Origin of the sequence: Methylosinus sp. PW1 (genome assembly GCF_000745215.1) — a bacterium.
Taxonomy (GTDB): Bacteria; Pseudomonadota; Alphaproteobacteria; order Rhizobiales; family Beijerinckiaceae; genus Methylosinus.
This window is the reverse complement of sequence record NZ_JQNK01000003.1, coordinates 25,595-51,322: the sequence shown is the minus strand read 5'-3', so window position 1 is coordinate 51,322 and position 25,728 is coordinate 25,595. Positions and strand designations below refer to the sequence as shown.

29 protein-coding genes and 3 pseudogenes are annotated in these 25,728 nt (G+C 60.6%); 19 read left to right on the top strand and 13 right to left on the bottom strand.

Annotated elements, in window-relative coordinates:
- Positions 1-392: 392 nt before the first annotated feature.
- From K369_RS03550 to K369_RS24425, 3 genes are all read left to right on the top strand, one after another.
- Positions 393-707: a hypothetical protein gene (locus tag K369_RS03550; RefSeq protein WP_051948954.1), complete on the top strand. Its 315-nt coding sequence runs from the start codon at positions 393-395 to the stop codon at positions 705-707.
- Positions 708-807: 100 nt separating this feature from the next.
- On the top strand, positions 808-1,569 hold the full coding sequence (locus K369_RS03545) for a hypothetical protein (RefSeq protein WP_051948953.1): 762 nt from the start codon (positions 808-810) through the stop codon (positions 1,567-1,569).
- A gap of 55 nt (positions 1,570-1,624) precedes the next feature.
- On the top strand, positions 1,625-2,101 hold the full coding sequence (locus tag K369_RS24425) for a hypothetical protein (RefSeq protein ID WP_156967673.1): 477 nt from the start codon (positions 1,625-1,627) through the stop codon (positions 2,099-2,101).
- A 61-nt stretch (positions 2,102-2,162) separates the two neighbouring features.
- Here the strand turns inward: K369_RS24425 and K369_RS03540 are convergent, their stop codons facing one another.
- Complete coding sequence (locus tag K369_RS03540) at positions 2,163-2,957, bottom strand: hypothetical protein (RefSeq protein ID WP_036287889.1); 795 nt, start codon at positions 2,955-2,957, stop codon at positions 2,163-2,165.
- A 437-nt stretch (positions 2,958-3,394) separates the two neighbouring features.
- Between K369_RS03540 and K369_RS03535 the strand changes: the two genes are divergently transcribed.
- Both K369_RS03535 and K369_RS03530 read left to right on the top strand, forming a co-directional pair.
- Positions 3,395-3,646, top strand: a complete 252-nt coding sequence (locus K369_RS03535; protein WP_036287886.1) for a hypothetical protein — start codon at positions 3,395-3,397, stop codon at positions 3,644-3,646.
- Positions 3,643-4,032 (top strand): hypothetical protein, encoded by a 390-nt coding sequence (locus tag K369_RS03530; RefSeq protein ID WP_036287884.1) that lies wholly within the window; start codon positions 3,643-3,645, stop codon positions 4,030-4,032. The genes K369_RS03535 and K369_RS03530 overlap by 4 nt, the downstream gene beginning before the upstream one ends.
- A gap of 181 nt (positions 4,033-4,213) precedes the next feature.
- Here the strand turns inward: K369_RS03530 and K369_RS24420 are convergent, their stop codons facing one another.
- Entirely contained in the window at positions 4,214-4,645 is a 432-nt protein-coding gene (locus tag K369_RS24420) for a hypothetical protein (protein ID WP_156967672.1), read from the bottom strand.
- 111 nt (positions 4,646-4,756) lie between these two features.
- Here K369_RS24420 and K369_RS26025 point away from each other — a divergent pair, with 111 nt between their 5' ends.
- From K369_RS26025 to K369_RS26020, 5 genes and pseudogenes are all read left to right on the top strand, one after another.
- Positions 4,757-5,404, top strand: coding sequence for a hypothetical protein (locus tag K369_RS26025; RefSeq protein ID WP_156967671.1), 648 nt, complete (start codon positions 4,757-4,759; stop codon positions 5,402-5,404).
- A complete protein-coding gene (locus K369_RS24410; protein ID WP_156967670.1) occupies positions 5,346-5,636 on the top strand; it encodes a hypothetical protein in 291 nt (96 codons plus the stop codon). The genes K369_RS26025 and K369_RS24410 overlap by 59 nt, the downstream gene beginning before the upstream one ends.
- 52 nt (positions 5,637-5,688) lie before the next feature.
- Positions 5,689-5,949: pseudogene (locus tag K369_RS28130) on the top strand (hypothetical protein); the annotation flags it as partial.
- Between the two features lie 79 nt (positions 5,950-6,028).
- Complete coding sequence (locus K369_RS27495; RefSeq protein WP_051948944.1) at positions 6,029-6,463, top strand: hypothetical protein; 435 nt, start codon at positions 6,029-6,031, stop codon at positions 6,461-6,463.
- A 1-nt stretch (position 6,464) separates the two neighbouring features.
- Entirely contained in the window at positions 6,465-7,109 is a 645-nt protein-coding gene (locus K369_RS26020) for a hypothetical protein (RefSeq protein WP_156967669.1), read from the top strand.
- Between the two features lie 518 nt (positions 7,110-7,627).
- On the opposite strand, the gene K369_RS26015 is transcribed toward K369_RS26020, so the two are convergent.
- From K369_RS26015 to K369_RS03510, 3 genes are all read right to left on the bottom strand, one after another.
- Positions 7,628-7,894, bottom strand: coding sequence for a hypothetical protein (locus K369_RS26015; protein ID WP_156967668.1), 267 nt, complete (start codon positions 7,892-7,894; stop codon positions 7,628-7,630).
- 268 nt (positions 7,895-8,162) lie between these two features.
- Positions 8,163-9,281 (bottom strand): hypothetical protein, encoded by a 1,119-nt coding sequence (locus K369_RS03515; protein ID WP_036287879.1) that lies wholly within the window; start codon positions 9,279-9,281, stop codon positions 8,163-8,165.
- A gap of 62 nt (positions 9,282-9,343) precedes the next feature.
- Entirely contained in the window at positions 9,344-9,775 is a 432-nt protein-coding gene (locus tag K369_RS03510; protein WP_156967667.1) for a hypothetical protein, read from the bottom strand.
- A gap of 540 nt (positions 9,776-10,315) precedes the next feature.
- On the opposite strand from K369_RS03510, the gene K369_RS03505 reads away from it, so the two are divergent.
- Positions 10,316-11,116, top strand: coding sequence for a DUF1186 domain-containing protein (locus K369_RS03505; protein WP_084570433.1), 801 nt, complete (start codon positions 10,316-10,318; stop codon positions 11,114-11,116).
- Positions 11,117-11,455: 339 nt separating this feature from the next.
- Positions 11,456-12,763 carry a plasmid replication protein RepC gene (gene repC, locus K369_RS03500; protein WP_051948943.1) on the top strand — a complete coding sequence of 436 codons (1,308 nt, stop codon included), beginning with the start codon at positions 11,456-11,458 and terminating at the stop codon, positions 12,761-12,763.
- 206 nt (positions 12,764-12,969) lie between these two features.
- Here repC and K369_RS03495 read toward each other — a convergent pair whose 3' ends face one another.
- Both K369_RS03495 and K369_RS03490 read right to left on the bottom strand, forming a co-directional pair.
- On the bottom strand, positions 12,970-13,392 hold the full coding sequence (locus tag K369_RS03495; RefSeq protein ID WP_156967665.1) for a hypothetical protein: 423 nt from the start codon (positions 13,390-13,392) through the stop codon (positions 12,970-12,972).
- A 26-nt stretch (positions 13,393-13,418) separates the two neighbouring features.
- Positions 13,419-14,246 carry a hypothetical protein gene (locus tag K369_RS03490; RefSeq protein ID WP_156967664.1) on the bottom strand — a complete coding sequence of 276 codons (828 nt, stop codon included), beginning with the start codon at positions 14,244-14,246 and terminating at the stop codon, positions 13,419-13,421.
- Positions 14,247-14,504: 258 nt separating this feature from the next.
- On the opposite strand from K369_RS03490, the gene K369_RS03485 reads away from it, so the two are divergent.
- Positions 14,505-15,269: a ProQ/FINO family protein gene (locus tag K369_RS03485; RefSeq protein WP_036287868.1), complete on the top strand. Its 765-nt coding sequence runs from the start codon at positions 14,505-14,507 to the stop codon at positions 15,267-15,269.
- Positions 15,270-15,328: 59 nt separating this feature from the next.
- On the opposite strand, the pseudogene K369_RS03480 reads toward K369_RS03485, so the two are convergent.
- The 3 genes and pseudogenes from K369_RS03480 to K369_RS26005 all read right to left on the bottom strand — a co-directional run.
- Positions 15,329-15,604: pseudogene (locus tag K369_RS03480) on the bottom strand (ATP-binding protein); the annotation flags it as partial.
- A 109-nt stretch (positions 15,605-15,713) separates the two neighbouring features.
- Positions 15,714-17,117 carry a glycosyltransferase gene (locus tag K369_RS03475; protein ID WP_245278076.1) on the bottom strand — a complete coding sequence of 468 codons (1,404 nt, stop codon included), beginning with the start codon at positions 17,115-17,117 and terminating at the stop codon, positions 15,714-15,716.
- A 157-nt stretch (positions 17,118-17,274) separates the two neighbouring features.
- Positions 17,275-18,237: a DMT family transporter gene (locus K369_RS26005; RefSeq protein WP_051948939.1), complete on the bottom strand. Its 963-nt coding sequence runs from the start codon at positions 18,235-18,237 to the stop codon at positions 17,275-17,277.
- On the opposite strand from K369_RS26005, the gene K369_RS03465 reads away from it, so the two are divergent.
- The 4 genes and pseudogenes from K369_RS03465 (at position 18,236) to K369_RS26000 (ending at position 22,758) form a co-directional block, all read left to right on the top strand.
- Positions 18,236-19,231: a LysR substrate-binding domain-containing protein gene (locus K369_RS03465; protein ID WP_051948930.1), complete on the top strand. Its 996-nt coding sequence runs from the start codon at positions 18,236-18,238 to the stop codon at positions 19,229-19,231. The genes K369_RS26005 and K369_RS03465 overlap by 2 nt on opposite strands.
- 188 nt (positions 19,232-19,419) lie before the next feature.
- Positions 19,420-21,202, top strand: a pseudogene (locus K369_RS03460) (PQQ-dependent dehydrogenase, methanol/ethanol family).
- Between the two features lie 271 nt (positions 21,203-21,473).
- Positions 21,474-21,923 carry a ribose 5-phosphate isomerase B gene (gene rpiB, locus K369_RS03455; protein WP_036287862.1) on the top strand — a complete coding sequence of 150 codons (450 nt, stop codon included), beginning with the start codon at positions 21,474-21,476 and terminating at the stop codon, positions 21,921-21,923.
- 217 nt (positions 21,924-22,140) lie between these two features.
- Positions 22,141-22,758: a hypothetical protein gene (locus K369_RS26000; protein WP_156967662.1), complete on the top strand. Its 618-nt coding sequence runs from the start codon at positions 22,141-22,143 to the stop codon at positions 22,756-22,758.
- Here K369_RS26000 and K369_RS03450 read toward each other — a convergent pair.
- Positions 22,718-23,071 (bottom strand): recombinase family protein, encoded by a 354-nt coding sequence (locus K369_RS03450; protein ID WP_256380971.1) that lies wholly within the window; start codon positions 23,069-23,071, stop codon positions 22,718-22,720. The genes K369_RS26000 and K369_RS03450 overlap by 41 nt on opposite strands.
- Before the next feature lie 167 nt (positions 23,072-23,238).
- Between K369_RS03450 and K369_RS26960 the strand changes: the two genes are divergently transcribed.
- Together K369_RS26960 and K369_RS03445 are read left to right on the top strand one after the other, a co-directional pair.
- Positions 23,239-23,829: a hypothetical protein gene (locus K369_RS26960; protein ID WP_198033008.1), complete on the top strand. Its 591-nt coding sequence runs from the start codon at positions 23,239-23,241 to the stop codon at positions 23,827-23,829.
- A 23-nt stretch (positions 23,830-23,852) separates the two neighbouring features.
- Entirely contained in the window at positions 23,853-24,170 is a 318-nt protein-coding gene (locus K369_RS03445; RefSeq protein WP_036287859.1) for a hypothetical protein, read from the top strand.
- A gap of 31 nt (positions 24,171-24,201) precedes the next feature.
- Here K369_RS03445 and K369_RS03440 read toward each other — a convergent pair whose 3' ends face one another.
- Together K369_RS03440 and K369_RS25995 are read right to left on the bottom strand one after the other, a co-directional pair.
- Positions 24,202-24,837 carry an IS630 family transposase gene (locus tag K369_RS03440; protein WP_036287856.1) on the bottom strand — a complete coding sequence of 212 codons (636 nt, stop codon included), beginning with the start codon at positions 24,835-24,837 and terminating at the stop codon, positions 24,202-24,204.
- Positions 24,753-25,574: a helix-turn-helix domain-containing protein gene (locus K369_RS25995; RefSeq protein WP_156967661.1), complete on the bottom strand. Its 822-nt coding sequence runs from the start codon at positions 25,572-25,574 to the stop codon at positions 24,753-24,755. The genes K369_RS03440 and K369_RS25995 overlap by 85 nt, the downstream gene beginning before the upstream one ends.
- Positions 25,575-25,728 lie beyond the last annotated feature (154 nt).

Below are 25,728 nucleotides of genomic sequence, written 5' to 3'. Positions count from 1 at the left end.
GCCCGAGGCGGGAGACGCTTCCGACGCGATCCGTAGAGCGACGCGATTCGCGAGCAGAAACGCGCTGCTTCGTCGCATCACCGCCCAACTTCGCATTCGCTCTCTCGCCCTCTGCGCGATGGAGCGCCATCGAGACAAATACAATCAAAGGGAATTCTACCGATGAGACGAACGATCATCTCCAACCGTTTCGATTGCCCTTTCCACCACCGCCTCTGGCGCAAACCGGCGGGCCGTCCGGTTCTGCCGCGCGTGCGGCACGCTCTATCAACAGGCCGCCAGCGCCGCATCGGCGCGGATCGCGGCCGACGACAAGGACATTGCACCGCCCCAAACCGTCAAGTCGCTCACCTGTCTCGACAACATTCTGAAAGGCGTCGGCCTCAACGTCGTTGGTCAATCTCCTCGACCCTACGAATCTATTCAACGCCATCGAAGGCCAGCTCTGCAACGCAGTCACCAACGCGTGGAAAAAGGCGCTCGGCAGCGCGCAATGCGGCATCACGCTGAGCGGCTTCAATCTCGGCGCCTTCAACTTCGGCGGAAGTCTCGGAGGCGGGCTCCTGCCCCAAGCTGAGCTTCGGCGGCGGAGGCCGCCCATGGGCTACATCGGCATCGGCGGGCCGGCGGCAGCGCAGTCTCTACGTCAATGGCTCCGGCGTGCGCCGACCGGGTACGCGCTTCCCAACTCGATCGGCCTCTGGTGAGGAACAAATCCTATGAACAAGACATCTCATCTTCTTTCCGCGACGACGGGCGTCGTCATCGGCGCCATCGTCTTCGGCGCCGCCCCCCGCAAATGCGCAATTGGCTGTCGTCGACGCGACGTCGATCGCCGTTCAGCAGGCGCTGCAAAAGCTTCAGGACCAAGCCAATAGTTTCTTGAACACGATCACGAGCCAGCTCGGCCTGAGTGGTCCGCTCGCGAGCCTCCTCGGCTCCAGCACCTATGGTGACGTCACCACCCTGCTCCGTCAGGGATTTACCCAAAACGCCAATTACGCGAAAGCGCAGTCTCCCGCCCAACGACAGATCGCCGACGCGTCGAATATCGCGATGGCGCGATTCGAACGCGACAAGCGAAACGCCCTGATCCGTGACGAGCATGTCGTCAGCCCATTGCATTGCGCTCATCTCGACAATGGCCAGACGATCACGGTCGGCGCGGGGCAATCGTGGAAAGTCGCCGCGGCTATCCAGACCGTCGCCGACCAACGCGGGGAAGCGGCGAAGGGAACGCCCTCCTATTATGGAGCCTCGCAGGCCGTCGAAGCGATCAATATGCTGCACTATTCGCGATACTGTTCTGCGGACGAAGCCGCCGCGGGCCTCTGCAGCGCTTCGCAACGGGAAAACGCCGACCAGCGCGCCTCGTCGCTGTTCGGCACAGGCACCTATGATGGCCAGGACGGCGTCAATTCCGCCAATGATTTCGTCACCCATCTGATCCAGCCCATCGTGCCGACGGCGCAGCGCGGCGGGCAAATGACGTCTCGTCGCGAAGGAAGCGTCGGTCCGTCGCCGTCAATACGAGTCGCGCATTTCGCTGGCGCGCAGCGTGCTCAATGAGGTCCTCGCCGCGCAGTCGCCGTCGATTCCGCTCAACGCCGCGCAGAAGCAGCAGATGCAGAACGAAGGCCTGACCGCCGTCGACACCGGCTCCTGGGTGCAAGCCCTCCAGCTCGACGTGCATCGCCGCTACAGCGACGTCAATTGGCGCGCGTTGCAGAGCATGACGCCCGCCGCGGTCGAACGCGAAATCGCCAACGAGCTCGCCGTCACCAATTACCTGCTCCTGGAAAACTACCGGATGGCGATGAAGAACGCGAGCGTCAACGCAACGACGCTGGCCGCCGTCGCGAACGCGACCTTCAGACCCTCAAGCCCGCCGTCGAGCTGCCGACTCCGAACCTCTCCAACTGATCGACCCATGCTCTCCATCACACGAATTCCTTCTCCATTTCTCTGCTCCACGAGGCTAGAATTCCATGCCGACCGAACCCGAGAATCCTCCCACAAGCCCGATCCGACCTCTGCTTCTGAAGACCGGCGCGTCGACGCGCCCAACGCGAACATGTCGAGGAGCTCCGCGCCGAGCTGAACGGCGCCATGAACCCACGCGAACGCAAAGCCATCAGCGAAGAGTTGACGCGCGCTCGCGACTATCTGTCGACGGTCGATCTGCTCGCTCGGCTCGAGGAACATCGGCCCCAGATCGAAGCGCGCGATCCGCAGCTCGCCGGCCGGATCGACCGCGTCGCCGACACGTTTCTGGATAATCCGCACGAGCGCTCCGTGATCCCAACTTCAAGACGGATCTCGCCTACGCGCTTCAGGATGCGGAAAAGCTCGTCGAACCGCTCCGCGTCGACAGGAATCTGCGCGATGAGCTCACGCAACTCGCCGCGTCGAGCCCCGGGCTCAAGAACGAGCAGATGCGCAGTCTTCTTCAAAAAACCGAGACGCTCGACGACCCTGATCTCGTCGCGCGCCTTCGCGAGAAGGCGGCGGAAATCGCCGCCAAATCGAATCAGGCGACGAAGGCCGTCCAGGGCGAAATATTCGCCCTGTCCTTCGAGGTGCTGGAGGCCAAGCGCCGAGAGCCCGCCGTAGCGCCGTCCGCCAGCAGTCCGATCGGCTCCGAGTCCGCTACGGCGAAGGCCTCTCGGGGACGTCGAACCGCCGTCGTCTGCTTCCGAAGCCGCAGCGGACACGGGGATCATTGCCGCGAGGCAGGCGGAGATCGCGGCCTTCGACGATCCCGCCGCTCCCTCGTGGTCCGTGACGTCCAGCCGTCCTTCGCCGGATCCCGAGGGGCCATCCGAGGCCGAGAGTTCGCGAACCTCTCCCGCGGCCGCCGACGATCTTCGCCACACTGCGCCCGTTGCCTCTACCGCGGCGCCGTCGGAGGCGAACGAAGCATCGGCCGCCGAGCCGGCCGAACAAGCCGCAGACATGCAGTCGACTCCTGCGGACAAAGCCAAAATCGAGATCGCGGCCTTCGACGCTTCGTCTCCATCGGCGGCGCGCCTTCGACCACGTCCGAGCCGGTCCGGGACGTAGCGAACCCGCAGCCGAAATCTCCCCAGGCTGCCTCTCTCCAAACGCCTGCTTCGGCTGCTGGAGGCGCGGCGGCGGCTTCGACGCCGGCCAATGACGACCGCAATCTCGCCGCCTCGGCCGCACGGCCGGCCTCTCCGGCGACGTCACCGAAGGCTCCTGAGCCGCCGGAGAGGCCGGAGGAGACCGATCCCACCACGAAACATGAAGTGCAAATCGTTCAGGAAAAGCTCGTCGTCCGGCGCGTGTTCGGAAAGGCGCTCGGAGTGGTCGGACGTTCCGCCAGCGCCATCGGCCGAATTCTCGAGGCCCCACGCCGTCTGCCCAAGCAGCGTTGCAGCAAGGCCCCCAACAGCCGCGCGAACCGTCGGCGCGTGAGAAGCAGGCAAACACCGAAGACGTCCAACGGCGCCTGCAGAACTTCGAGAACACGCGCATGCAATCCAAACGCAACGACTCGATGCTCTATGCCGCCGATGCGTCCGGGCGTGCGGCCCTCGACGCGATGGGCGCTCTTCGAGACGCGCCGGGAGCCGCGATCCTCAATCGCATTCAGGACGCCGCCGCCAACAATAGGGCGGCATGAATGCTGTGATCGAGGGGATGAAGGCTGGCGGCCCGTTCGAAGGATTGCGCAAGCAGCTCGATGTCGCCCTCAACGATAATAGCGCGTTCGGCGCTGCTTACGATCGAGCCGCTGATGCGCTCGTTCGCTATGGGAGTGATCGTGAACGAATTGTTTCGGCTCTAGGCTCCCATCCAAACTCCTCGAACTGGAACGAGCATTTCAAAAAGCTCGATACCGCCGTCGGTGAGGCTGCTTCCGTTCTGCCAAAGAAAGAGGGCGACGGCAGCATGCTGGAGCATCTCGGCGAAAAGGGCCGTGAGATCGTCGAAAAAGTGCTCGAAAAAATCAAAGCCGTCTTCCACCGCGATCCCGAAGCGCGGCCCTCTCCGAGCCCGGGACCCTGACGCCTTTTTGCTTCCCGAAATCGCTTTGCCCGATCGACACGCGAGGACATCATGTCACGCCGAATCTTCCCACCCTCTCGATCGCCCTCATCGCCATCGCTTGCGCCGCGCCGGCGATCGCTCAATCCGCCACCCCGGCGGCGCCGAACTACGACGTCAGCTGGACCGCCCTCGATCCCGGTCAGGACTGGGCGGCCGAAGTGATCAAGGCGGTTTTCCCGATCAACGGCAGCAGCTGCAACGGCGGCGCGCAATCCGCGACATGCACGGGCTCCGCCGCCACCGTGATCGGTGAGCTGCTCGGCGCTTCACCGGCTTCTCCATGGCTCTCGGCATGTTCTACGTGTGCTATTTGACCATCTGGAATATCTATCGCACCGCCGAGACCCAGCAATCTCCTCACCAATGCGATGACCTCGATGTTCGTGGTGCGGATCGCTTCGCGGCCATCATGATGTTTCCGATCACGTCCGGCTTCTCGATCGGCCAGGCCGCCGTGGTCCAAACCTCCATGTGGGGCATCGGCATGGCGGGACTTCAAAGTCGCGATCAAGGCCATCGGGCCGGATGCGATGGTCATCGCCACTCCGATCATCCCCGGCACGAAGAACATCGTCCTCGGCGTCCTGGAGAATGAGCTCTGCCGGGCCTTCGTCAATGAAGCGACCGCCAATCCGCAAATCGCGCCGGCGCCGACCCCGACGCTCGTCTCCGGCGCGACCACATGGGCTATTCACTGTCCCCCGGCAATCAGACGGGTTCGCCGAGCTGCGGCACGATCACAGTCAACCAGCCCACCGGCGCGCAGCAGCCGATCGCTGGCGTCAACACCGACATGACCGCCAAGCAGAGGAAATTCTCCAGAAGGTCATCACATCGGACATTTCGTCCCGTCGTCCGAGAGCGTCGCAAAGAACTATTGGCAGACGAAGCAGACCTCGGCGCTCACCCATTGCTGGCCGCCTATCAGAAGGCGACCCGCGATTACACGCAGCAGCTCACCGCCGCCGCCAGCGACATTCAGAAGCAGCTGCAGAACGCCATCAAGCCCCAGGATGCGCGCGCGGGAAAGCTCGGCCTCATCAACAATACGACGACAGACCTATCGACGCTCGGGTGGGCGTCGGCCGGGTCCTATTATCTGACCTTCGCTCAGTTGAACGGCCGCACGCTGTCCCTGCTCAACGACCTGCCCATCGTCAACGGCCCGAGCTACAGCGGCTGGAGCAATGCGCTCAAGACCGATCTCGCCCCGCTCATCCAGGCTAGCGACAATTTCCTCGCGCAGCTTCGCACCTATGTGAACACCGCCGATGGCGCCAACCCCTCCGACCGGCAACGCCGACACTTTCGGCAACGCCGCGGCTCGTGAAGGCGGCTCCTGGGTCGAACGGGTGTTTCGTTCGATCAATCTCAACGAGCCGCTGTTGAATTTTATCGCCAACAGCATCGGCCCGACATCGAACCAATGGTCCGATCCTTTCGGCTCGCTCATCACCCTCGGCCAATACCTCATGACTGCCTCGCTGACCGCCTTCGGCCTGGCGATCGCGGCCTCGTCCGGGACGGTTCAGACGGGAGCAGCCGCCTTCTCGCGCTCCTGACCGGAAATTTTGCCGGGGCGCGGCCGCGGCAGGACTGGCCACGGTCTCGGACGTGTTCAAGGCGCTGTTGACGCCCTTGTTCTTCGGTCTTCTGGCGCTCCTCATTCCCGGCATCATGATCGCCTATGTGCTCCCGCTCATTCCCTGGGTCATGTGGATCGCCGGCGTGACCGGCTATCTGATACTCGTGCTCGAGGCGGTGATCGCGGTTCCACTCATGATGGTCGCGCATATGACCTTCGACGGCGAGGGCCTGCACGGCCGCGCCATTCAGGTCTATGAACTGCTGTTCAATGTGCTCTTCCGGCCGGGTCCTGATGCTTCTCGTCTCTTCGCCGGATATTTCGTGTTCTCGTCGGTCTCATGGCTCATCCGCATAAGCTCGTGTCGCCGTGCATTTAGTTCTCGAAAAGGGCTGGTTCGTCACCAATCTGATCGGGGAGGTCGTGCTCCTTGCGATTTTTGTTTTGCTGCATATCGTGGTCGCGATCAAAGCCTTCGGATTGATCTCGCTCATCCCACATCATGTGCCGAAGATGCTCGGCTTCTCGCCGGCCAACCGCGTCGATATGGACGAGTTCAGCAAGGCGGCCGCATGGACCGGCACGCGAGGAACGCTGCGCACGATCGATCACTATGCGAGAAGTCGGCTGTCCGACTCGGCAGGACAAAATGTCGCGAATGATGTAGGATCGTCGTCAATCCCTGCGCTTTCCGCTCCGCGAAAGGGTATTACCGGCCCCGCCAATAGCTCGACGAAAAGTGGGGGCGTGGACTCGACCTTGAGCGCACAAACTGACGTTGGAGATCATAATAAGGAGGCCTGAGATGAGTGACGATGACGAGCCCGGCTCTGGAGGCGGCCTTCTCTGGTATGAGGTCGGGCACTCTGACGGCTATTCGAGCGGCGAGACCGATGGTTTTGAGAATGGCAAAAGGCGTGGCTTTCGCAACGGCGAACAAGCGGCCCTGCGCAATCTCAACGCCCGGCAGGACGCGGAGTATCGCGCCGGCTGGCGTTCGATCCATATCAATGATTTCAACGCCTGGATGGATCTCCTCAACGAGGAGCGGCGGCGCAATGCCGAGCTAGCGGTCGAGGTCCAGTCCCTGCGCGAATCTCTGGCGATTTCCGATCGCCGGGGTGAGGAACACCGCAGGAAGCTGTCGAAGACGCAGGATTTCAGAAGAGGGATGGAACAATCTCTTTGGACTTTGCTGAAAGCCGCCGAACAGGGCAAAACTAGCCGCCGGAATATGCCGAGCTCAAGTCCATCGTCTATCAGATGGTCAATGCGTGGTCGAAAGGCGAGATCCTTTGCAGCGCTGATGCCCTTGGGCCACGTATCTCGTTTCTTTGGAAAGCGCTCGACAGCTAATACACGCCAGATAGCTCACCAAATACGCGCAGCCTCGTCGCATGATTGGCCTCTCCAAAGGAGACCATCATGCGACACTTTTTTCTTCCCCTGATTTGCCTCTCCCTCCCGCTCGCGGCGTGTTCCTCGGGAAATGTCCACGCCCCAGCGGATTACGATGCGCCCCCCGCCCCCACCGTCCGGCATCCCTTCTATGACCCCTACGCAGCCTATGGCGAAGCCAACGCCAAATGGCGGTCGCCGGTGGTCGATAGAAACGGAACAGTGGTCAAGCCGGTCGAACCCTCCACCCAGGCTACGCGGCCCAACTACGAATCCGCGCCTTGGGCGACCGGGGCCGCGGGAGGCTCCCGCAACGCTCCCCCCGGCACGTTCTGATCGGGCGCCGGCGCGAGATCCTCGGCCGCGATCCGCCGCGTCGCTCGACCGTCTGACGTCGGCGGCCCTTGCCGGAAATGCGTCGGGCGATGCGCAGATAACTTCTGCGCATCGCCCGAGCAATTTTCGCCTTGTCGCAGATCGATCGGAAAGTGCGGCGTGTAGAGCGTTGCGCGGCGCGGTCATCGACGCCGCCGAGAGCAGGCGGCGTCGAGCCGACGATGAGCGTGCGGTTCAGCTCGGCCAGAATTGCTCGGGCGTGGTGAGATATTCCCACGCCGTCGCCAGCCGCCGCGTTCGGAGTTGATAATTTTGCAACGCGCTTTGGAACGCCGTCAGAAACAGAAACAAGCAGAACGGCGCAAACTCCAGCACTGGCGCGATGCTCCAGGAAGTCCACGGAGTCGTCGCGATCTCGAACAGCCAGTAGGCGAAGAGCGCCCACGCCGATCCGAAGAAGATATAAGCCGCCAGCGCGGTTTGTCGTCGACGGCGCTGCAAGAGCCCCTCGACTTGCCAGAGCTTCATTCCATGCAGAAACGCCGTTGCTTCGAGATTGATGCGACGATCTTCGTCGACTCTAAAGCGCGTGTCGCGTGGCGCTCCGCGACGAACCGCTCCGATCAATCGCGACAGCATGCGACCCCCTTCGGTGATTTCGGGCTTCGGAAATGCGCGTCCCGGAACGGAGCCGATCCATCTGACGCCATTCCATGCGCGGTTCAGCAGCGAGGCCCTTTTCGGCGCCGTCGTTCGTCTCGGGCTCCATTTATCGTGCTGCATGGCTCTCGCTCCCTATCGATGCGATCACCGCGTTCCAATCCTCCGGCAGCCCGTCGACGCGCCCTTCGGAGCCGTCCTGCTTGCGCCAGATCACCGTCGGCGTTCCGCGCAACCCGATCGCTTCAGCGATCGCCATGTTTCGTCGAAGCAGCTCTTCCGCTTCATACGACGCCGGCCCGTTGAAATCTCCATGCGACCAGGCCGACGCCATTTGGTCGGCTGGCTTGCTCAACATCGCCAAGGCGCTCTTGGTGCTGCGGCCTTCGTCCTCGTAGTCCAGCACAGACACAGGGATGATCGCGACGAGCACTCTCCCAGCGGCGATGAAAGGCTGCAATTGCTGCAGGGCGCGGACCGAATATCCGCACAACGGATCAATGAAGACGTAGATCCTCGGCGAGGCTTCTGAGCCGATCGTTCCGAACGTCGCGCTGCGGGCGGCCTCCAATGCCGAAACGGCTGTGGTCCGGCCGGCGTTGCTTACCGCTCCAGTCTCCTTCTCTCCGCCGATCGTCACCGTCGGCGCCACTCCCGGCAGAGGAGCCACTTGTTCGCGCGTGATGTTTTTTCCGCTCGCGTCCCACATCACCCCCGGGATCACCCGCTCGCTATCCGGCGTGACATAGAACACCTGGAACTGTCGTCCGTTGCGGACGAACAGCCCACGCATCCCATGGCTCGAGCCGAGCTCCGTCACGCGAGAATCTTTTCGTCCTGCGATCGTCAGCAACAGTTCGGCCGACAAATCAGTCTGCGCGCCCGCGACGATCGCCTCGCCGTCCGGTGTGACCTGCAAGATCATGAATTCTTCGCGCTGTCGCGCGACGACTGCGCGAAGGCCATGGGCCGAGCCGGCGTCGAATAGCTGCGCGCCGCTCCTCGCGAGATGTCTGAGCGCCGGCGTCTGCTCGACAAACTCCGCCGAAAGGGACGAAAGTTTTGACGCGTCGAGAGCCATGCGCGATGCGCGCTTCGGCAATTCGGATGTGGGGGCGCCTCTCGGCGCGTCTACGTCATTCTCTGTTCCAGTCCTGGATATCCCAGGTTCGGCCTGGGCAAGCGTCGAGGCGAATATCGCGGCGATCGTTAGCGAATGCGATTTCATGGTGGTCTCCTTTCGACCACCGGACGCTAGGTGACTCCTGTGCGAATAGGAGCCGCGAAAGTTCACGGCTTTCTGATCGAATATTTTGCCCTTCGAAGCCGCTCCCGTTCCATTTCCTCGCTGGCGGCTCGCAACATGATCGCCATCACTTCCGGTCGCCTCTCGCTGAAATCTGCATATTCCCGATAGACCGCCGCTTTGCCTATCATTTCGTCGTCGTTCTCTGGGACGGTCGCCACGATCTGATTAATCATATGCTCGATATATCGAACGTCATCGGCGTCGCATCGTTGGTCGCGCCGTTTTCGTCCTCTCAACGCTGGAACAGGCGTCTGTTGACGAGAGAACTTCATTAAGCGGGCGAGCGCTTCGTCGCATTCTCGAAGCAGCCCCCCTTGAATGAGCGCCTGCTGTTCTTCGTCCGGCAAATCTGTCGACTCTTGCGCGGCAATCGTGACGCGCGGCTGCTTGCGGCGCGGCAATGATGCGGTCATTTCGCGGCCCCCTGATCGATTGAAATTAAATTGCGTGACGCACATTCCGCGTCCGCTTTCAACGTCGCTGCATCGAATTCGACGCGCACACAAATTAGAGGTGGAACCGCGCGCGCCGCCTTTGTCACTGGTCTCCCCTGAGAATACAGCAAGCTGGCCCCTACGCAATGCCACGCGGCTCCTGCACCAGGCGGAGCCATTACAGCTACGCTTTGGCGCTAACTGCTTTTCGCGACTCATTCCTTTCGGGCATTGGCCGGCTGAGCGACTCGAAATTGCCGATCCTGTCGAGTGAGTCATTTCGTCGCAGCAAAGAATCCCGCATTCGCGTCGCCGCGCCAACTTCTTGCAACATTCGCGCAGAGCCGCGCCAAAATCGACGCGCGTCGATTCGCGACGAGCATGTCCTCCGATGCAAGGACGAGTCGGATATGAAGCGAAAAGCAGAAGTGAGAGCGCCGCCATTTATTTCGGCGAATTTCCCGCTTACGCTTCAGAACCCGGAGCGTTTCGGCGCCTTCTCGATTATAAGGAGCATTCATGACGTCTCCCGTCATGCCCCCCGAAGAGATTTTGCGATCCCTCACTCGCCGCTGTTTTTACGATGGGCCCGTGCCCGAAGACGCGATCGAAGAAGCTTGCCGCCGACAAGACGAGATGTTTCCTCTCTTCCTCGTCGAAATCGAGAAATTTCTTTCTGCGTCTCCACGAGAACGCATACGCAAGCACACGCCTGTGCATTTCATCTTTTTCATTCTGGGCGAATGGGGAGATCAGAGGGCCTATCGTCCGATCGCCCGCTTGATCCGATGTCCCCAATTCACCGAACACGTGGGCTTCGGACCCGTGTTCGACGACGTCGGCCACCGTGTCATCGCGGCCGTGTACGACGGGGATCCCGAACCTCTGTTCGAAGCGGCCCGCGACCCGAAGGCGGACAGACTCGCGCGCCACTACATCCTCTGCAACGCGCTAGCGATGCTCGTGCATCATGAGATGATCGATCGTGAAGTCGTCGCCAATTTCGTGATCGACCTATACGAAGAGCTCGGCGACTACCCCTTCGTCTGGTACGGCTGGGCGAGGCTCGCGGCGCGTCTCGGTCTGTCCGCGCTTCGGCCGCTCGTCCTCCAGGCGATCGCGGAGGAGCGATTCGACGATTATGCGATCCAGGAGTTCGACGACGAGTTGAAGCTCGCGGTCGCACGACCGGGCGCTGAGGATGTCGATGAAGAATTCTTGCCGTTCGAGGGCGCCTACGACGAGATCATATCGTATTTCCCGGCCGAGAACGCATTTGCCCCACCGGTCACGCGGACGCCGGGTGACCCCTCTCAATGATGCGTATGAATCATTTGCAATCAGAGTCGGGCGACAACGCCCCGCCAGCCGACTCGACCTGAACACCGCGACCACACCGTCAAACAAAGGAGAAGAAGCGATAGCGTTCGATTTTCACGGCATTGGTTTCGCCGCGTCCGTCGACGACGCATGCGGCCGAACAATTTTCAAACCAACGATCAGGAGTTTCATCGCGCAAAAGAATAGGCCTCCGAAACGTCGCCGCTCCGGAAGCCCCTGAACATTCGCAACGTCAGGGAATCATTTCCGAGCGTCACTGTCAAGAGTCGGCGCCGTTTTGGCGAGCGGATTTCTTTTGCCTGAACGAGGCAAAGGATCATGCAGACACATTTAGCGACGCCGTTCGGGCGGCGACCGTTGTCGCTCGCCATGGTGGCTACTCAGATTGAAGCCAGCGAATTTGCGGGCCGGCCCGGCGCGACAGACGCCGTCGTCCACAAATGGCGGCTGTTTCGCTCCCTCACCGAAGCCAAGGATCTGCTCGGAGTCACCGATCGGGCGCTGACCGTCCTACACGCCCTGTTGAGTTTCCACCCGGAGACCGCGCTCGCTCTGGCGGATAAAGGCGGCGCGCCCCTTGTCGTCTTCCCCTCGAACAAGACGCTGTCGATCCGCGCCCATGGCATGGCGCCATCGACCTTGCGCCGTCATCTCGCATGCCTCGTCGATGTCGGCCTCGTCATCCGTCGCGATTCCCCCAACGGGAAACGCTTCGTTCGCCGAGGCACAGGACAGATCGACGTGGTCTTTGGCTTCGATCTCTCGCCGCTCGTGGCGCGAGCGACCGAGATCGAGCGCCTCGCCGAGGAGGTGCGAGCAGAGGAGAGCGCGATCGCTCTCCTGCGTGAACGGATTTCCCTGATGCGGCGCGACATCGTCAAAATGATCGCAACCGGCCTGGAGGAGAACATGCCCGGAGATTGGGTAGAGTTGCATCGCCAATGCCTGTCGCTCGCGGGACGCTACGCGAGAAATCTCTCGAGAGCCGAGCTCGACGCCCTGGCGGCCGAGTTCGCCCTGCTCGCCGGAGAAATCGGCAAGCTGCTGGAAACGCGCGCAAAAGAAGGAAATATGAGCGCCAATGCCGCCCCAAATGAGCACCACCAACAGAAACAAATTACAGATCTCGATGATATTGACCTCGGCCTTCGAGAAGGCAGGCCCGAAAGGACCGAGCCGAGCGGTTCGGATCCCGGCGCCCCGAGAGCGGCGCGGAGCGATCCCTCCCGCGTCCACGGCCGGGCGGCCGGAGAGAAACGCGTCGCGCCACGCGCATACTCGCTCGCAATGACGCTCGCTGCGTGCCCCGATATCGTCGATTACGCCAAGGGCGGCGACATCGGCAATTGGGCGGAGTTTCGGGCCGCCGCCGCGATCGTCCGACCTGCGCTGGGCGTCTCGCCCGACGCCTGGGCGCGGGCGCTCGAGGTTCTGGGCGAGCACGATGCGTCGATCGTCGTGGCCGCGATTCTGCAGCGCGGCGATGAAATCAAAAGCGCCGGCGGTTATTTGCGCGTCCTCACGGCCAAGGCCGAGCAAGGCGAATTCTCTGTCGGGCCGGTGTTGATGACCCTGCTTCGGCGCAAAACGTTGAAGCCCGTCGCCTGTCGGCAAGCCAGCGGCTAACCGAAATCATTGTCTGGAAAAATGATTCGGCGGCCGAGGTCGCGGTGGAGCGGATCTCGCTCGACTGCGCCGCTACGCTGCCCCCGCGCCGGCGGCGCCTCGAGTCCGTCGCCCTCCTCTGGAGACGCCATCGCCATGACAACACGTCTGGGCGATGGCGCGGTTCGTAATTCGCCGATCATCCGCGAAAGCGCTCGAGCAGATTGCTATTGATGTTTATAGGGGATGGCGTTGCCGATCCCGATCATCCCGTTCGACATCAGCGTCGGAACGCACTCGGACGCTGGTCCCGGCGGAGTCCACTTCGTTCGCCATGGCCGCAAGACGTCTTTGTGAATCCAGGCTTTGATCCTGTGGCCTCCCCAGATGATCTCGACGAAGCCGTCGACCTCGTTTAACGGCCATTTTACGAATGCGGCCCCCCCACTATGCCCGATCAACTTGGAAGCCTCGGTCGGCGCCGCGAACACCGGAGGAACCGCGCTACGATCAAATCTCCGTTCTTCGGGGATGTAGACTCTGAAGCACTTATAGCCCTCGATCGGCCTCACCGAAGTAAAATCGCCAGCCCCTCCGGTCTGGATCACGAGGAGGCTTGCGGCAAAGATCGAGCTGAACAATGGTGTCATGATGCTTTCTCCTTCGCGTAATGCGGCTAATTCAGCACGGTCTGTCCGGCAGAAGGGCCGACGCGGTTGGCGATGGATTGTCGCCAATCGCCGACCGTCGTCGTTGCCGTGATGCCGTTCGCCGCCATCGCTTGAGGCGATAAGCGAACAATTGCCTCGAGGTTGTCGCCGTTCCCAGCATTGGCCAAGTCTACGGAGTTCGATGGTCCGAACTGGTAATAGCCTCGCACGTCGGTGAAGGTGGGGTTGTCGACACCGTTCTCTTGCAGATACGTGGCGCCATTGTATTCGTATTGCGCGGCCCCCCACGCTTGATTGGCGGGGTCGTTTTTGCCGGCCAGGCTCGTGTCGATTCCGGCATTCGGATTGTCGGCCGCCGCCTGATTGATCGTCTCCGTATAAGTCGCGTTGGTCATTTGAAACGCGCCTGAGACTGTACCCGCTCCCTGAACGTTTCTGCAGTTGGATTCCATCACGCAGGTGGCCGCGAGCGACGCGCAGCTTACGCCGATCATCGTCGCAGCGTTGCACGCCTGGCCGCCCCACGACTGAGCGTTCATCGTATGCAATGGATCGCATCCGCTGCACGCCGTGTAGTCGACGTTGCCGCCGCCGGGATTATTCCCTCCCCCGGAGCCGACATCGGTCGAGCCGATCGGATAGGTGAATTTTGGCGCGCCTTTTTCCAGATAGGTCGGACGCACTGTTTCCGGAAGACCCCTCTCGGTAACGGGAACAGGATCGCCGGCGAAGGAGGGGACGGCGAACGCCAGCAAGAGAGCGGCTGCGAGCCTGGACGCATTTCGACGGGCTATATCGCCGCGATGGGTTGGACGAAATATGACTGCGAACATGGGACCTCCTCGTGTCGGAAGACGTCCCGAGCCGAACATGGAGGTGCGCGTATCTCTATCGAGACTTCCCGATCACGGGACGGTCTTGCAATGCACGGCGAATTCGCGCGAAACTCTCCGGCGGCGCTTGACCTTCGCGGCGCCGCGCGATTGCGACGGGGACCGGCGCGGCCTACGCGCTCGACCATAATGAGTCGCGATCGCGCGAACCGGTTGGCCAGTCACTGAAATTTTCACCAATCTCGAAGACGGGTCCTCATGACCGACACGACAGAGCGCCAAGGACGAGACCAAGCGCGGCGCTCGATCGACAGGGAGGCGCAAAAACGCTCCCATGCCGAAGTTCGCGCGCTTCTCGATGAATTGATCGACGCCTTCCCCGCCTGCTTCAAACCGCATGGCGTAAAAGACCAACCGCCGCTCGCCATCGGGGTGGAAGCGGACATCCTCCTCCGCCGGCCTCACATCGATTCCGACCGGCTGGGCCGGGCTCTGCAGGTCTACACCGCTGGTCCGGAATATTACCGCAGCGTGATCGCCGGATTGCCGCGCGTCGATCTCGACGGCGTCGCGCGAGCCGCGATCACATCCGAAGAGATCGGGCAGGCAGAGCGGCTCCTTCTCGAGTTCGAGAGCAGAGCGCGATCCCGTAAAATCCCCGCGAGCGAAGGTCATGCCGTGCTCGCCGAGCTGGTGACGAGCTTTCCAGCCTGCTTCAAGCCGCGCGATGTCCGCGGCCGGCCAGCGGTAGCGATCGGCATTCACAGCGACATCCTCGAGCGCCGTCCCGATCTCGATCTGGCGAAGGTGCGAAAGGCTCTCTGGGTCTATGTGACGGGCCTCGATTATTTGAGCGGGATGATTCCTGGAGCTCCGCGCATCGATCTGGACGGCGCAGTGACGCAATTCGTCACCGAGCAGGAAGCGACGAACGCCAGGCGCCGCCTCGCCTTTCTTCGTGACAGGATCAAGGCTGCACGGATTGCAGCGGAGAACAAGGTGTCGATTTCCGTCGAGATTTGACCCAGGATTTCCATTGAGAAGTGACCCGGGTTGAAGATGGCTTGCGGGTCAGTCGGTCGTCAAGTTTTGGTCTTCTCCTTTGCAGGTTTGTCCGCCTTCGCCGAGCTGTCCTTGAACCGGAAGCTGTCGTTTCCGGTTTCGAGGATGTGGCAGCGGTGAGTGAGGCGATCGAGCAGAGCCGTCGTCATCTTGGCGTCCCCGAAGACGGCGGCCCATTCGCCGAAGCTGAGATTCGTCGTGATGATGACGCTGGTCCGCTCATAGAGCTTGCTCAGCAGCTGGAACAGCAGCGCCCCGCCGGAGCCGCTGAACGGCAGATACGCGAGCTCGTCGAGTTATGTTGTGCTAAACATAACTCGATTAATGTGCAGTGTGCGGATATGTGGAGCTGCGCCGCCAACTGCCGCAATCGCGCGGGCTTCCGACGATGCCATGTGGCGAGTGCTATTCGGTGCGCAATTTTGGATGCAGATTGACAGCGGACGGCGACTTGGCAGGCGGAGTTTCGATTGGACAAGCATTTGCTTCGGAATCGTTCCGCGATGGCCCTGCGACGCCTAAAACGCATTCTGCCCAATCAGCGACGGCCTCGACGCCCGGTTCGGCACGAATAGATTGGGCGAACTCCTGCGCGGCGCGAAGGTAGCTGTCATCGCAGAGCTCGCCAAGAGAGCGCGTGGCGCTTCGAAAATTATAGCTGGAGAGCTTCAGCGATATTCCAAGGCCCAGGCGCCGGACCCGTTCGCCATGATCAGGTTGATCGCCAAAGAATGGAACGATCAATTGCGGCCTGCCCGCTCGCAATGCTTGGGCGGTCGTTCCGATCCCGCCATGATGCACGACGCATGAGGCGAGAGGGAAGAGTTCGTCGTGCGGCGCCTCGGAGCAGACGAACTCATTCGGCCCAACCGACGCCGAAAGCCTCGCGGCGTCATTCTTTCCCGCGAGCAGGATCGCTCGACGCCCGAGAGCGCGGGCCGCGTTAAGGCTGACGTCGTAGAAGTCGCCCGACACTTGTGGGGCGAAGGACCCCAAGGTGAAGACGATGGGCGCGCTCCCCGAGAACAGGAAAATCCTCAAAGAGTCGCTTAATTGGCGCCTGCCCTCGTCTCGAGGCTCGTAGAAGGGAAAGCCCGGAACCTCCATATTGGCCGGTCCATCCGCCGGGCGCGGCGCGAGACGTGGGGAATAGAGACCGAAAAGTTTTGACGCGCCGTTCTTCCTCCCGAAATCGAGGAAGAAATCTTCGTCCGTGCGCGGAAGTCCGAGGGCTCTTCGAAGCGAATGGAAGCGCTTCATCCGCATATTCACGCCGGTACGGATGAATGAGCGGACCAATTTGTTGTATCCGATCGCCGAGCGCGAATTAGGCTGAAGGATGTATGGCGCGGGAGGAGTCAGCGATGGACTCGCTGCCGACTGCACATACAACGGAGCGAGCGCGACTTTCGCAGTCGGAAGGCTAGACGCTTCTGCGGCCAAATTTGCGCCGACGAGCAGATTATGAGTTACAATCGCATCCGCCCCTTTCGCCGCAGCGAGAGTGTCGTCGTAGGTTTCGGAGAGGAAGCGAAGATAGATTTCGTCCAGGATAAAATATGGGTTCTTCAACATGATGCGGAAGGCGCCGGCAAGATCGACGCCGAGCGCGCCGACAATATCGTTTTCGTGTGGTCTCAAGCGAGCGTAGGCGATGCCCTCGCGCTCGATCGCCCCCCTATGCATTTCGGGCGCAGCAATGACGACATCGAGACCTCGTCGGCTCACTGCGTGAGCGACGGCGATAAACGGATAGATGTCGCCGAGAGTGCCGAAGGTCGCCAGCAAAACGCGCTTACGCTTCCCCATTCGCATTTTCCATAATTCATATGCTCTTCAGAAGTCATTATGATTGCCGCCTGTTTTCCGTCGTGAGCAACACGACTCGGAAAACGGCGGGCAATGTGAATTTATCATACTTCCACCTCCGTCTTGCCGATGACGCAATCGACGTCGTCCTCGGCGATCAGCACCTCCGAGCAGGTGCCTTCCTTTGCGAAACGGAAGTCGGCTGACGGATCATTGTAGCTCGCGACCAAGTCGTAGCTCCGCCACAACAGCGCATACATTTGAACAAATCGAGCGGGATCCCTGGGTTGACCAAGGCTACACCGCCGAGCGCGCAGATCGCGCCCAGGACGGTTATGGGCGTGGGAATTTCTCCGAGGATCACCCAACCCAACAGGAAGGTGGCCACAGGTTCGAGATAAAGCAGGCTCGATACTTTCGATGCGGGTGCACGCGCCAGCGCCAGAGACCACAGCGTATAGGCGAGAGCTGTCGGCACGACCCCGAGATACGCCACGGTCAGAGCCGTTGGAAGCGACACTTCGGTGACAGCGAGGGGCATTCCGGGGGCGAAGACCAGCATGGCGAGTGTTGCCGACCAGACTCCATATGCCGTGAGGTCGATGGCGCTGTAGCGGACGAGCCAAGGCTTCTGGAGAATGAAGTAGCTGGCGGACGCCGCACTAGCGACGAGACCGAGCAATATCCCCGGTTCGAAGTGGAAGCCGCGATCTCCCTCTAAGCTGATCAGTAGGACACCTCCGAAGGCGACGACCATTCCGATCCATGCCCGCCGGGACACCCGTTCCCCCAAGACGGGGATCGCCAACAGAGCACTCAGCGCCGGCGCCAACGCGATCAAGACACCGGCCATACCGGCGGTGATGCTGACCTGTGCGGCCGCCAGCGCAAATTGATAGACCGCGTGTCCCAAGACGCCGATCAGCACCAGGGTAGGCACGTCGCGCCCCGCTGGCCACCTGATCCGGCCCGCACGTTCAAGTGCAATGAAGCAGCAAGAAGCAACGAGGAAGCGCAGGAGGACCAGCGTTCCGGGCGAAACCTCTTGCAGAGCGAAGCGGATACCGACGAAGGCCGACGACCAAGCGACGACGGCAAGAAAGGCCAATAGAAGGGCCATGGGTTGGGAACTTGTCGTCGTCATCGAGGACATCGCTCCAGAAGGGTTGGCTCACTTCCAAGATGTCAAACAAGCCGATATTCAGATAGGCGGATATCGAATCATCCTGGTATCAAGCATTATGATAGTTTCAAGCGTTGACATCGATCTCCTCCGCACCTTTGCGATTGTGTGTCGGCTCGGCAACCTCAGCCGCGCTGCGGATGTCATGGGGCGCACGCAATCGGGTCTGAGTATGCAGATACGCCGTCTGGAGGATCTGCTGGGGCAGAAGCTGTTTCGCCGCACTGGACGGGGCGTTGCGCCGACACCTGAAGGAGAAATATTTCTCGGTTATGCCATGCGCATTCTTGCATTGGGTGATGAGGCGGCCATGCGCCTGCGCCAACCCCCTCTGGCAGGCACGGTCCGCATTGGCCTTCCAGAGGAAGCTATGCTCGCTTCGTTACCGACAGCGCTCGGCCGCTTCCGACGCACTCACCCAGACGTGAGTCTCGACGTCATCGTGGATAATACCATGATCATCGAGCCCCTGTGGCGCCAAGGCAAGCTCGACGTGATGATCGCGTCTCCCTCAGGCGTGTCGGACGATGCCTTAGCGAGTTGGAGCGTAGACCTGAAATGGGTCTGTGGCGTGGACTACATGCCTGAAGCGGGGAGGCCGCTCGATCTGATCGTCTTCGCCGAGCCGTGCACATGGCGCCGGCGAATGTTCGAGGTGTTGGCCGAGGCAGGGTTCGGTCATCGCGTCGCATTCACCAGTTCGAGCATGGCCGCCGTTCAGGCAGCGGTGGAGAACGGTCTCGGGGTCGCGCTCATCACACCCGAGGGCATCCGGGACATGACTATGCGGATTGTTCCTCATCCAGCCGGACTGCCAGAACCGGTGACCGTTCAATATGGCCTCTATGCTCGCATGGGTCGAACGGCCGCCGTCGAGGGAGCCGTCGGCGCATTGGTCAGCGGACTGTTCCACGGGGCAAAGCATTCTTGACCTAGGCCGATCGGCCGGCACGCGCCTCATCACGGCGCAATCGGAGCCATGACAATGGCGACGAAGTGAGTCACGAATGGCGAGGTCGCGCCAAAAGTCGCCATTCGCAGGGAAAGCCCGTAAAATGCTGGGGTTGTATGGTGCACTTTGCGATAATTGGCGCGGCTATGGGGAAGGTCAGTTTCAAGATGCGACAGGTTTTCGCGCTCGCTGCGCTCGCAATTCTCCTTCTCCCCGCCCGTGCCGAGGAGCCGGCGACCTTCCGGCAGGCCCCTAAGGAATGGCGCGCGCAGGGCGGCAACGACGCCTATTGGCGCTATTCGCCGCTCACGCAAATCACGCCGGAGAACGCCGGAAAACTGCAAGTGGCGACAATCGTTTCGACGGGAGCGCTGCGCGGCCACGAAGGCGCGCCGCTGGTCGTGGATGGCGTCGCTTATTTCACGACGCCTTTTCCGAACGAGGTGTTTGCCCGCCGTCTCGCGGATAACGCCGACAAAATCCTATGGCGCTACTACCCTCGGCAAGATCCGTCGATCTTAAAGAAAATCGGCGGCGACGCCGTCAATCGCGGCCTCGCCTATAGCGATGGTAAGGTCTTTTTATCCCAGCTCGACACGAATCTCGTCGCATTGGATCTGAAAACCGGCAGGGCGATATGGTCTCGCACCAACGGCAATCCGCAAATCGGCGAAACCTCCACCGGCGCGCCGGCGATTTTCAAGGACAAAGTGCTCGTCGGCATTTCGGGCGGCGATTTCGGCGTACGTGGCCATGTTACCGCCTATGACGCAAAGACCGGCCAGCGCCTTCGGCGCGGCTATTCGACCGGTCCAGACGCCGATACGCTGATCGACCCTGACAAGACGACGCATCTCGGCAAACCGGTCGGCAAGGAGGCCTCGCTTGCGAGCTGGGAGGGCGAACAGTGGAAGATCGGCGGCGGCGCGCCCTGGGGCGCCTTTTCCTACGACGCCGATCTGAAGCTCGTGTACTATGGCACCGGCAATCCGGCGCCCAGAAACGCCAAACAGCGTCCCGGCGACAACAGATGGACTGCGACCAATTTCGCCCGCGACCTCGACACCGGCGTGGTGCGCTGGGTCAATCAGGTCACGCCGCATGATCAGTGGGATTACGACGCGACGGGCGAGATGATTCTCGTCGATCTCGAAGTTGACGGCGCGACGCGCAAGGTGCTCACGCATTTCGACAAGAACGGCTTCGCCTATTTTCTCGATCGCGCCACGGGCGAGCTCTTGTCGGCTGACAACTTCGGCGCCCATGTCAATTGGGCGAGCAAGATCGAGCTCAACAAGAACTCGCCTTTTTTTGGCCGGCCGCTGCTCTTGGATGAATATACGCCGGAGATCCGCGGCGAAGACGTCAACACGAAGAATATCTGTCCGTCTTTCTTGGGAGCGAAAGGACCCTATTCGCCAAGCGAAAAATTGTTCTTCTTGCCGCTCACCACCAAATGTATGGACAACGAGCCGTTCGCCTCCGAATATAAAATCGGCAAGCCTTACCTTGGCGTGACAACGGAAGATTACCAAGAAGGGTATGTGACGAAGACTCATGACTACCGGGGAGGCACCCTCGTCGCGTTCGATCCGATATCGAAAACCATTCGCTGGTCGATTCCTGAACAGTACCCCATTCGTTCGGGCGCGCTCGTCACTGCGACAGGTGTTGTCTTCTACGGCACGATGGAAGGCTATTTGAAAGCGGTCGACGGGAAAAACCGGCAAGGAACTCTGGCGTTTCCACACGGGCTCGGGGATCGTAGGTGACGTCGTCTCTTACGAGCACGGCGGCAAGCAATTCGTCGCCGTGCTGTCAGGCGTCGGCGGTCTCGTCGGGCTGGAGTTGATCGATCTCAAGCGAGACGTCATGGACGGTCCGATCCGCAGTTTGCTCGACTACACCACTCTCGGCGGGATGCTGACCATATTTGCGCTGCCGAATTGAGGAGCCTCGCGGCCGCATCCAGGGCAAAGTGGAGTTGGCTACTGAATTGACCGCTTGCGGTCACAGTTCCTCCTTCGCCGTCGGGAAGGGGGAACTCGCGCCATAAGCGGACCTTCTGCACCAAGAGGGTGTGTGGCTCGGGCATGGGGCGTCATCCTCTTCGTTCACTCGCCAGGGTGATGCGGGGGCGGCACCTGAGCGCTTAAAAAAATCAAATGCGTCAGCCGGGACATGACTGGCTTTCGAAGCAGGATGGCGCTACCGACAAGACATGATAGCCAATAATCGCATCGTCCTCTCCAGCGACCACGCCGCCATTCAGCTCCGAAAGGCCATTGCCGGTCATATCGCGGAGCATGGCTGGGAGGTGGTCGATATCGGACCGACAACGCCGGAGAGCACACACTATCCTAAGCACGGGGAAGCGGCAGCGCGACTGGTCGCCTCCGGCGATTGCCGGTTTGGCATCATCCTGTGTGCCACAGGCCAGGGCATCATGATGGCGGCGAACAAGGTAAAGGGCATCCGTTGCGGCGTCTGCGCCGACACATTCTCAGCTCGCATGATCCGCCAACACAACGACGCCAACATGCTTTCGATTGGCGCGCGCGTGGTGGGCGAAGGGCTGGCTCTCGATATCGTGGACGCGTTCCTGACCGTCGACTTCGAAGGCGGGCGGCATGCCACACGGGTGGAGATGATTGGGGCGCTGGAGGGATAGCGCCTTTCTCTACTTCTCTCTTGGAAGAATTTGGCTGAATTCAAGAGTTTCGAATATCATTGTACGTATATGAAACATATAGATAACATTGCATTTTTGTGCCGTTTTGCACGGCACAGCGGCGATGCCGCTGTGTTGGAACGCCGAAAGGCTCCGCTTGGTGCTCAGCCGCTGGTCCCGACCGCGTTCATGAACTAACATTCGGCTTGACCACTCCATGATTGGCTGGCCAGTTAAAGAACGTGGCTTTGGACAGGCTTTTGACGCGAGAGTTCAACTGATGGCAATCCAGAGCTCAGTGTCATATTGGATTAAGATGGCCGGCGCGGGGTGCGGGGTAGCTGCAGCAATTATTGCCGGAGTTGCTGCTGTGCTTGGGAATATGAAGGAAATCGTAGAGTCAGCAGAAAAGTTTATAACATTGTTTCAAAAGCCGACTGTGCAGACAGAGCTATCAATCCGGGACGTTAGAGCAGTATTCGTCTATCAAGATACAGATGTATTTTTTCGTCCGAAGCAAAATATAAATGTAGGAATAGAGGCTGTTGTAACTCATTCTGGTCCCGAAAAATGCAAAGCAGAACTTGGAATTGAAACTAAAAACGGGCATGTTGTAAAGTATTACGGGAGCATGGATAAGATTGTAGGCCGTGAATGGAAGATAACAAATATTATAGATATTGGAGATGGCAGCTCAGAAATCCCATGTGCATTTCATATATCTGTTCCTCAAGAGCTGTTTGCTAAAACGGTCACGTTCCGTCTTCTGTGTGATAAGATCGTGACGCCGTATGTCAATATAGCTCTGCCGAATCCTGAGCCGCCACCATACTGAAGAAGGCGGTGATTGGGGGGCCGGAGATATAGCGATAGAGCGTCGCCTTGGAAACTCCGAAGCGCGCGGCGACTTCCTTGGAGGTCAAGGAGCCGTCCGCGAGTAGAGCCTTTGCCGCCGCCGTGTCCTTTTCCGTCAGGCGGCGAGGCCGACCGCCTTGTCTGCCTTTGCGCTTCGCCTCGGCGAGTCCGCCGGCTGTGCGTTCGCGGATCAGGGCACGCTCGAATTCGGCTGTCGCGCCGAGCATGTGAAAGACCAGCATCCCGCCCGACGACGACGTGTCGATTGCATCCGTCAGGGAGACGAGGCCGATCCCCGTCTCGGCGGTCGCTCGCCCAATAGGGTCTGGGGCGACGCGACACCCGGCTCGACAACCGTGCTGAATTTACACACCACGCTATCCGATAGCGTTAATGTGAATAGTTCCGCGCAAAGTTCTCCCCGGCGTCAAGCGTCAGATCCACGTTGCGAATTTGTTTTATGTCCAGCGCATCGGGCCGCGCCTATTTTGCGACGGCTGCCGTGGTCTTGTCGACGCAGATCGGGGCGTCTCGTGCCGAAGACTCGCCGGCTCCGTTGACCGTCCAGGTTGGCGACGTCACCGTCCCCGGTGAGGACGATGACCGGGGTGCAACCTCGCGTCCGGTCATGGACGCCCAGAAAAAGCCGAAGTCGATCGTCGTCGTCGATCAAAAGACGATCGAGGATCAAAACCTCAACCGCCTCGACGAATTGCAGCAGTTCGTCCCGAGCCTCGTCGTTCAGCCGGTGCGCAAGAGCTCTGTGGTCCTCGGAAATGTCGTAGCCCCAGTTCGGCCCCCTAATGGAGAGAGAACGACGACATCATTGTCGCGCCGAAGACGGGAGATTTCCTCGACGACCAGAGCGAAGCTTCTATCAGGTGAATTCGGCGGCAGAGTGATTCCGGCTGCCGAACTTGGCGCGCTTTCGCTGACGGAGAGGGGGCGGATTTCTATTTTGCGTCTCCGCCATCATGAGTTGCAATGTTGTCGCGTGAAACCTTTCGCGTTGCTATGGCGTTCAAATCGCGCATATGCTCATTGTTGTTAGAATAGCGCGGGAGACTTGCTCATATGACCGGGATTCGAGCCGCTTACGACGATCTCGTAAATGCTCACGGTGCGTTCTGCGACTCGTTCGAAGCCGCCGTGCGCGGCATGCTATCTCGTCCCGCGGCCGCGTCTTTGGGCGATCTTATGGACAAGGAGGTCCATGGCCACCCGGTGACGCTCGAACTGTATCGACGGGCTATCGCAGCAGCGGCAGGCGCGCTATCGCACACCGGAACGTTGGAAGGCGTCGAGCGCGCCATCGCCGACGCCGCGGGTGCGGTGGAATCGATGTTACTGCCGGACAATGTCGTAGGGTTTCCAAGTCGCAATGGAAGATGACAACGTCACGGTGAGGGGCTAGTGGCGCGATTCAGCGAGTTTGATTGGGGAAGACCGGGTAGAGGCTTTTGAGCTTGATGCGGGCGTCGGCGGTGGTGAACTGCCAGTCCGCTTTGGCCTGATGCGTGTTGCGGTCGACGACCCAGGCGGCGACTTTGGCGCGCAGGCTCTCGATGTCGCCGATGCGTCGCGCGAGACATTGCGAGGACAGAACGCTGAGCTCGCTCTCGGCCATGTCGAGCCAGCTTCCATGCTTGGGCGTGTGATGCCATTCGAAACGCTCGGTCTGCCGTCGGGCCTTCTCGGGCGCGAAGGCCTGATAGAGCGAGGCGGATTTGTGCGTGTTCACGTTGTCCTGCACCAGCACGATCTTCGTCGCCTGCGGAAACATCACATTGGTGATATGCTCGAGCGCATGCGCATAATCGATCGCCGTATGGCGCTCGGTCACGATCGCTTCGCGCCTCCCTTCGAGCGGCACGAAAATCATGAAGATGCTGGCGGTTCCGTTGCGTTCATATTCATAGTCGACGCGCTGCGGCTGCCCGGGCCGCACCGGCGAGGACGGCCGCGTCTCCTTTATCAGCTGCTTGGTCGCCTCGTCGAGACAGACCACGGGCAGCAACGGATCATGCGGACGTCGATAGACTTCGAGCACGTCCTCCATCGCGGTGACGAAGGCGGCGTCCGCATGAGGAGGAATGACTCACTGCTCCTTGCGATGGGGCTGCAAGATGTTTTTTTAAAAACACGACCGATCGTGCTGCCGCTCGCCGCATCGACGATGGTGAGCTCGACCACTTTTCGGTCCAGCAGCCGCAAGGTCCAGCGCGCATAGCCTTCCGGCGGCGCCGAGCACGACGGCGCGATCAGCTTCGCTTCCTTCTCGCCGTCGAATATGCGCGGCACGGAGGAGCGCGAGTGCTGCTTCCGCGTCAAGACCGCGTCGAAGCCTTCCTCCACCAGCTGCTTGCGCACGCGAAAGATCATCGACACGCTCGTCTCCAGCTGCTCGATGATCTCGCCGTCGCTCATCCCTTCGCCGGCCTCGGACACGTCCGCCTTCAACAAGATTCCGCTGTCGCTCGACTGTGGACCTCGAAGCGAAGGGAGGTCCCTCGTATCGACCGCGAACTCGGGTAAGCCCACAAAGCTGACCCTCACGTCCGACGACCTCGATGCGTAGAAACTTTGGTGATCCGAGGGGTCAGTTTCGTCGGCGTCACTCTCCGCGCCGATCTCAGGGAGCTTCCAAAAAACGGGCGCGCCTGCGCTTGCCTGTCCGTCGTGGGTCACGTCCCCTCCCCGGAATTTCTGGCTTTCGGAGCCTTGTCTGTAAGTCGACATCAGAAGTTGTAACATTCCGGCCATATCCAGCTTGGAAACAATCCAAATCTTTGTCATTGACCTGCCTATATACGATAAATACCGTAGTCATTACGTTATGATACGGCAGGCATGTCTTTCATTCTCCAAGCCTGGAGAATGAAAGACTTCTGGAGCGCTCGATGGTTGTTCTTTGGAAGCTTTCTCGACTTCAGGAGCATCCTTCGAGTTC

Coding starts and splice junctions, on each gene's coding strand:
- K369_RS03485 (WP_036287868.1), top strand. CDS start 14,505: ATGACCGACACGACAGAGCGCCAAGGACGAGACCAAGCGCGGCGCTCG.
- K369_RS03530 (WP_036287884.1), top strand. CDS start 3,643: ATGAATGCTGTGATCGAGGGGATGAAGGCTGGCGGCCCGTTCGAAGGA.
- K369_RS03465 (WP_051948930.1), top strand. CDS start 18,236: ATGGGTTGGGAACTTGTCGTCGTCATCGAGGACATCGCTCCAGAAGGG.
- K369_RS03495 (WP_156967665.1), bottom strand. CDS start 13,392: ATGACACCATTGTTCAGCTCGATCTTTGCCGCAAGCCTCCTCGTGATC.
- K369_RS03510 (WP_156967667.1), bottom strand. CDS start 9,775: ATGACCGCATCATTGCCGCGCCGCAAGCAGCCGCGCGTCACGATTGCC.
- K369_RS03540 (WP_036287889.1), bottom strand. CDS start 2,957: ATGTCTGCGGCTTGTTCGGCCGGCTCGGCGGCCGATGCTTCGTTCGCC.
- K369_RS26000 (WP_156967662.1), top strand. CDS start 22,141: ATGATTGGCTGGCCAGTTAAAGAACGTGGCTTTGGACAGGCTTTTGAC.
- K369_RS25995 (WP_156967661.1), bottom strand. CDS start 25,574: ATGACAAAGATTTGGATTGTTTCCAAGCTGGATATGGCCGGAATGTTA.
- rpiB (WP_036287862.1), top strand. CDS start 21,474: ATGATAGCCAATAATCGCATCGTCCTCTCCAGCGACCACGCCGCCATT.
- repC (WP_051948943.1), top strand. CDS start 11,456: ATGCAGACACATTTAGCGACGCCGTTCGGGCGGCGACCGTTGTCGCTC.
- K369_RS03505 (WP_084570433.1), top strand. CDS start 10,316: ATGACGTCTCCCGTCATGCCCCCCGAAGAGATTTTGCGATCCCTCACT.
- K369_RS03490 (WP_156967664.1), bottom strand. CDS start 14,246: ATGTTCGCAGTCATATTTCGTCCAACCCATCGCGGCGATATAGCCCGT.
- K369_RS26025 (WP_156967671.1), top strand. CDS start 4,757: ATGGGCTATTCACTGTCCCCCGGCAATCAGACGGGTTCGCCGAGCTGC.
- K369_RS26020 (WP_156967669.1), top strand. CDS start 6,465: ATGAGTGACGATGACGAGCCCGGCTCTGGAGGCGGCCTTCTCTGGTAT.
- K369_RS03440 (WP_036287856.1), bottom strand. CDS start 24,837: ATGGAGGACGTGCTCGAAGTCTATCGACGTCCGCATGATCCGTTGCTG.
- K369_RS26960 (WP_198033008.1), top strand. CDS start 23,239: ATGTCCAGCGCATCGGGCCGCGCCTATTTTGCGACGGCTGCCGTGGTC.
- K369_RS03515 (WP_036287879.1), bottom strand. CDS start 9,281: ATGAAATCGCATTCGCTAACGATCGCCGCGATATTCGCCTCGACGCTT.
- K369_RS26005 (WP_051948939.1), bottom strand. CDS start 18,237: ATGGCCCTTCTATTGGCCTTTCTTGCCGTCGTCGCTTGGTCGTCGGCC.
- K369_RS24425 (WP_156967673.1), top strand. CDS start 1,625: ATGCAGAACGAAGGCCTGACCGCCGTCGACACCGGCTCCTGGGTGCAA.
- K369_RS03475 (WP_245278076.1), bottom strand. CDS start 17,117: ATGGGGAAGCGTAAGCGCGTTTTGCTGGCGACCTTCGGCACTCTCGGC.
- K369_RS24420 (WP_156967672.1), bottom strand. CDS start 4,645: ATGTTCTTCGTGCCGGGGATGATCGGAGTGGCGATGACCATCGCATCC.
- K369_RS03445 (WP_036287859.1), top strand. CDS start 23,853: ATGACCGGGATTCGAGCCGCTTACGACGATCTCGTAAATGCTCACGGT.
- K369_RS24410 (WP_156967670.1), top strand. CDS start 5,346: ATGGCGCCAACCCCTCCGACCGGCAACGCCGACACTTTCGGCAACGCC.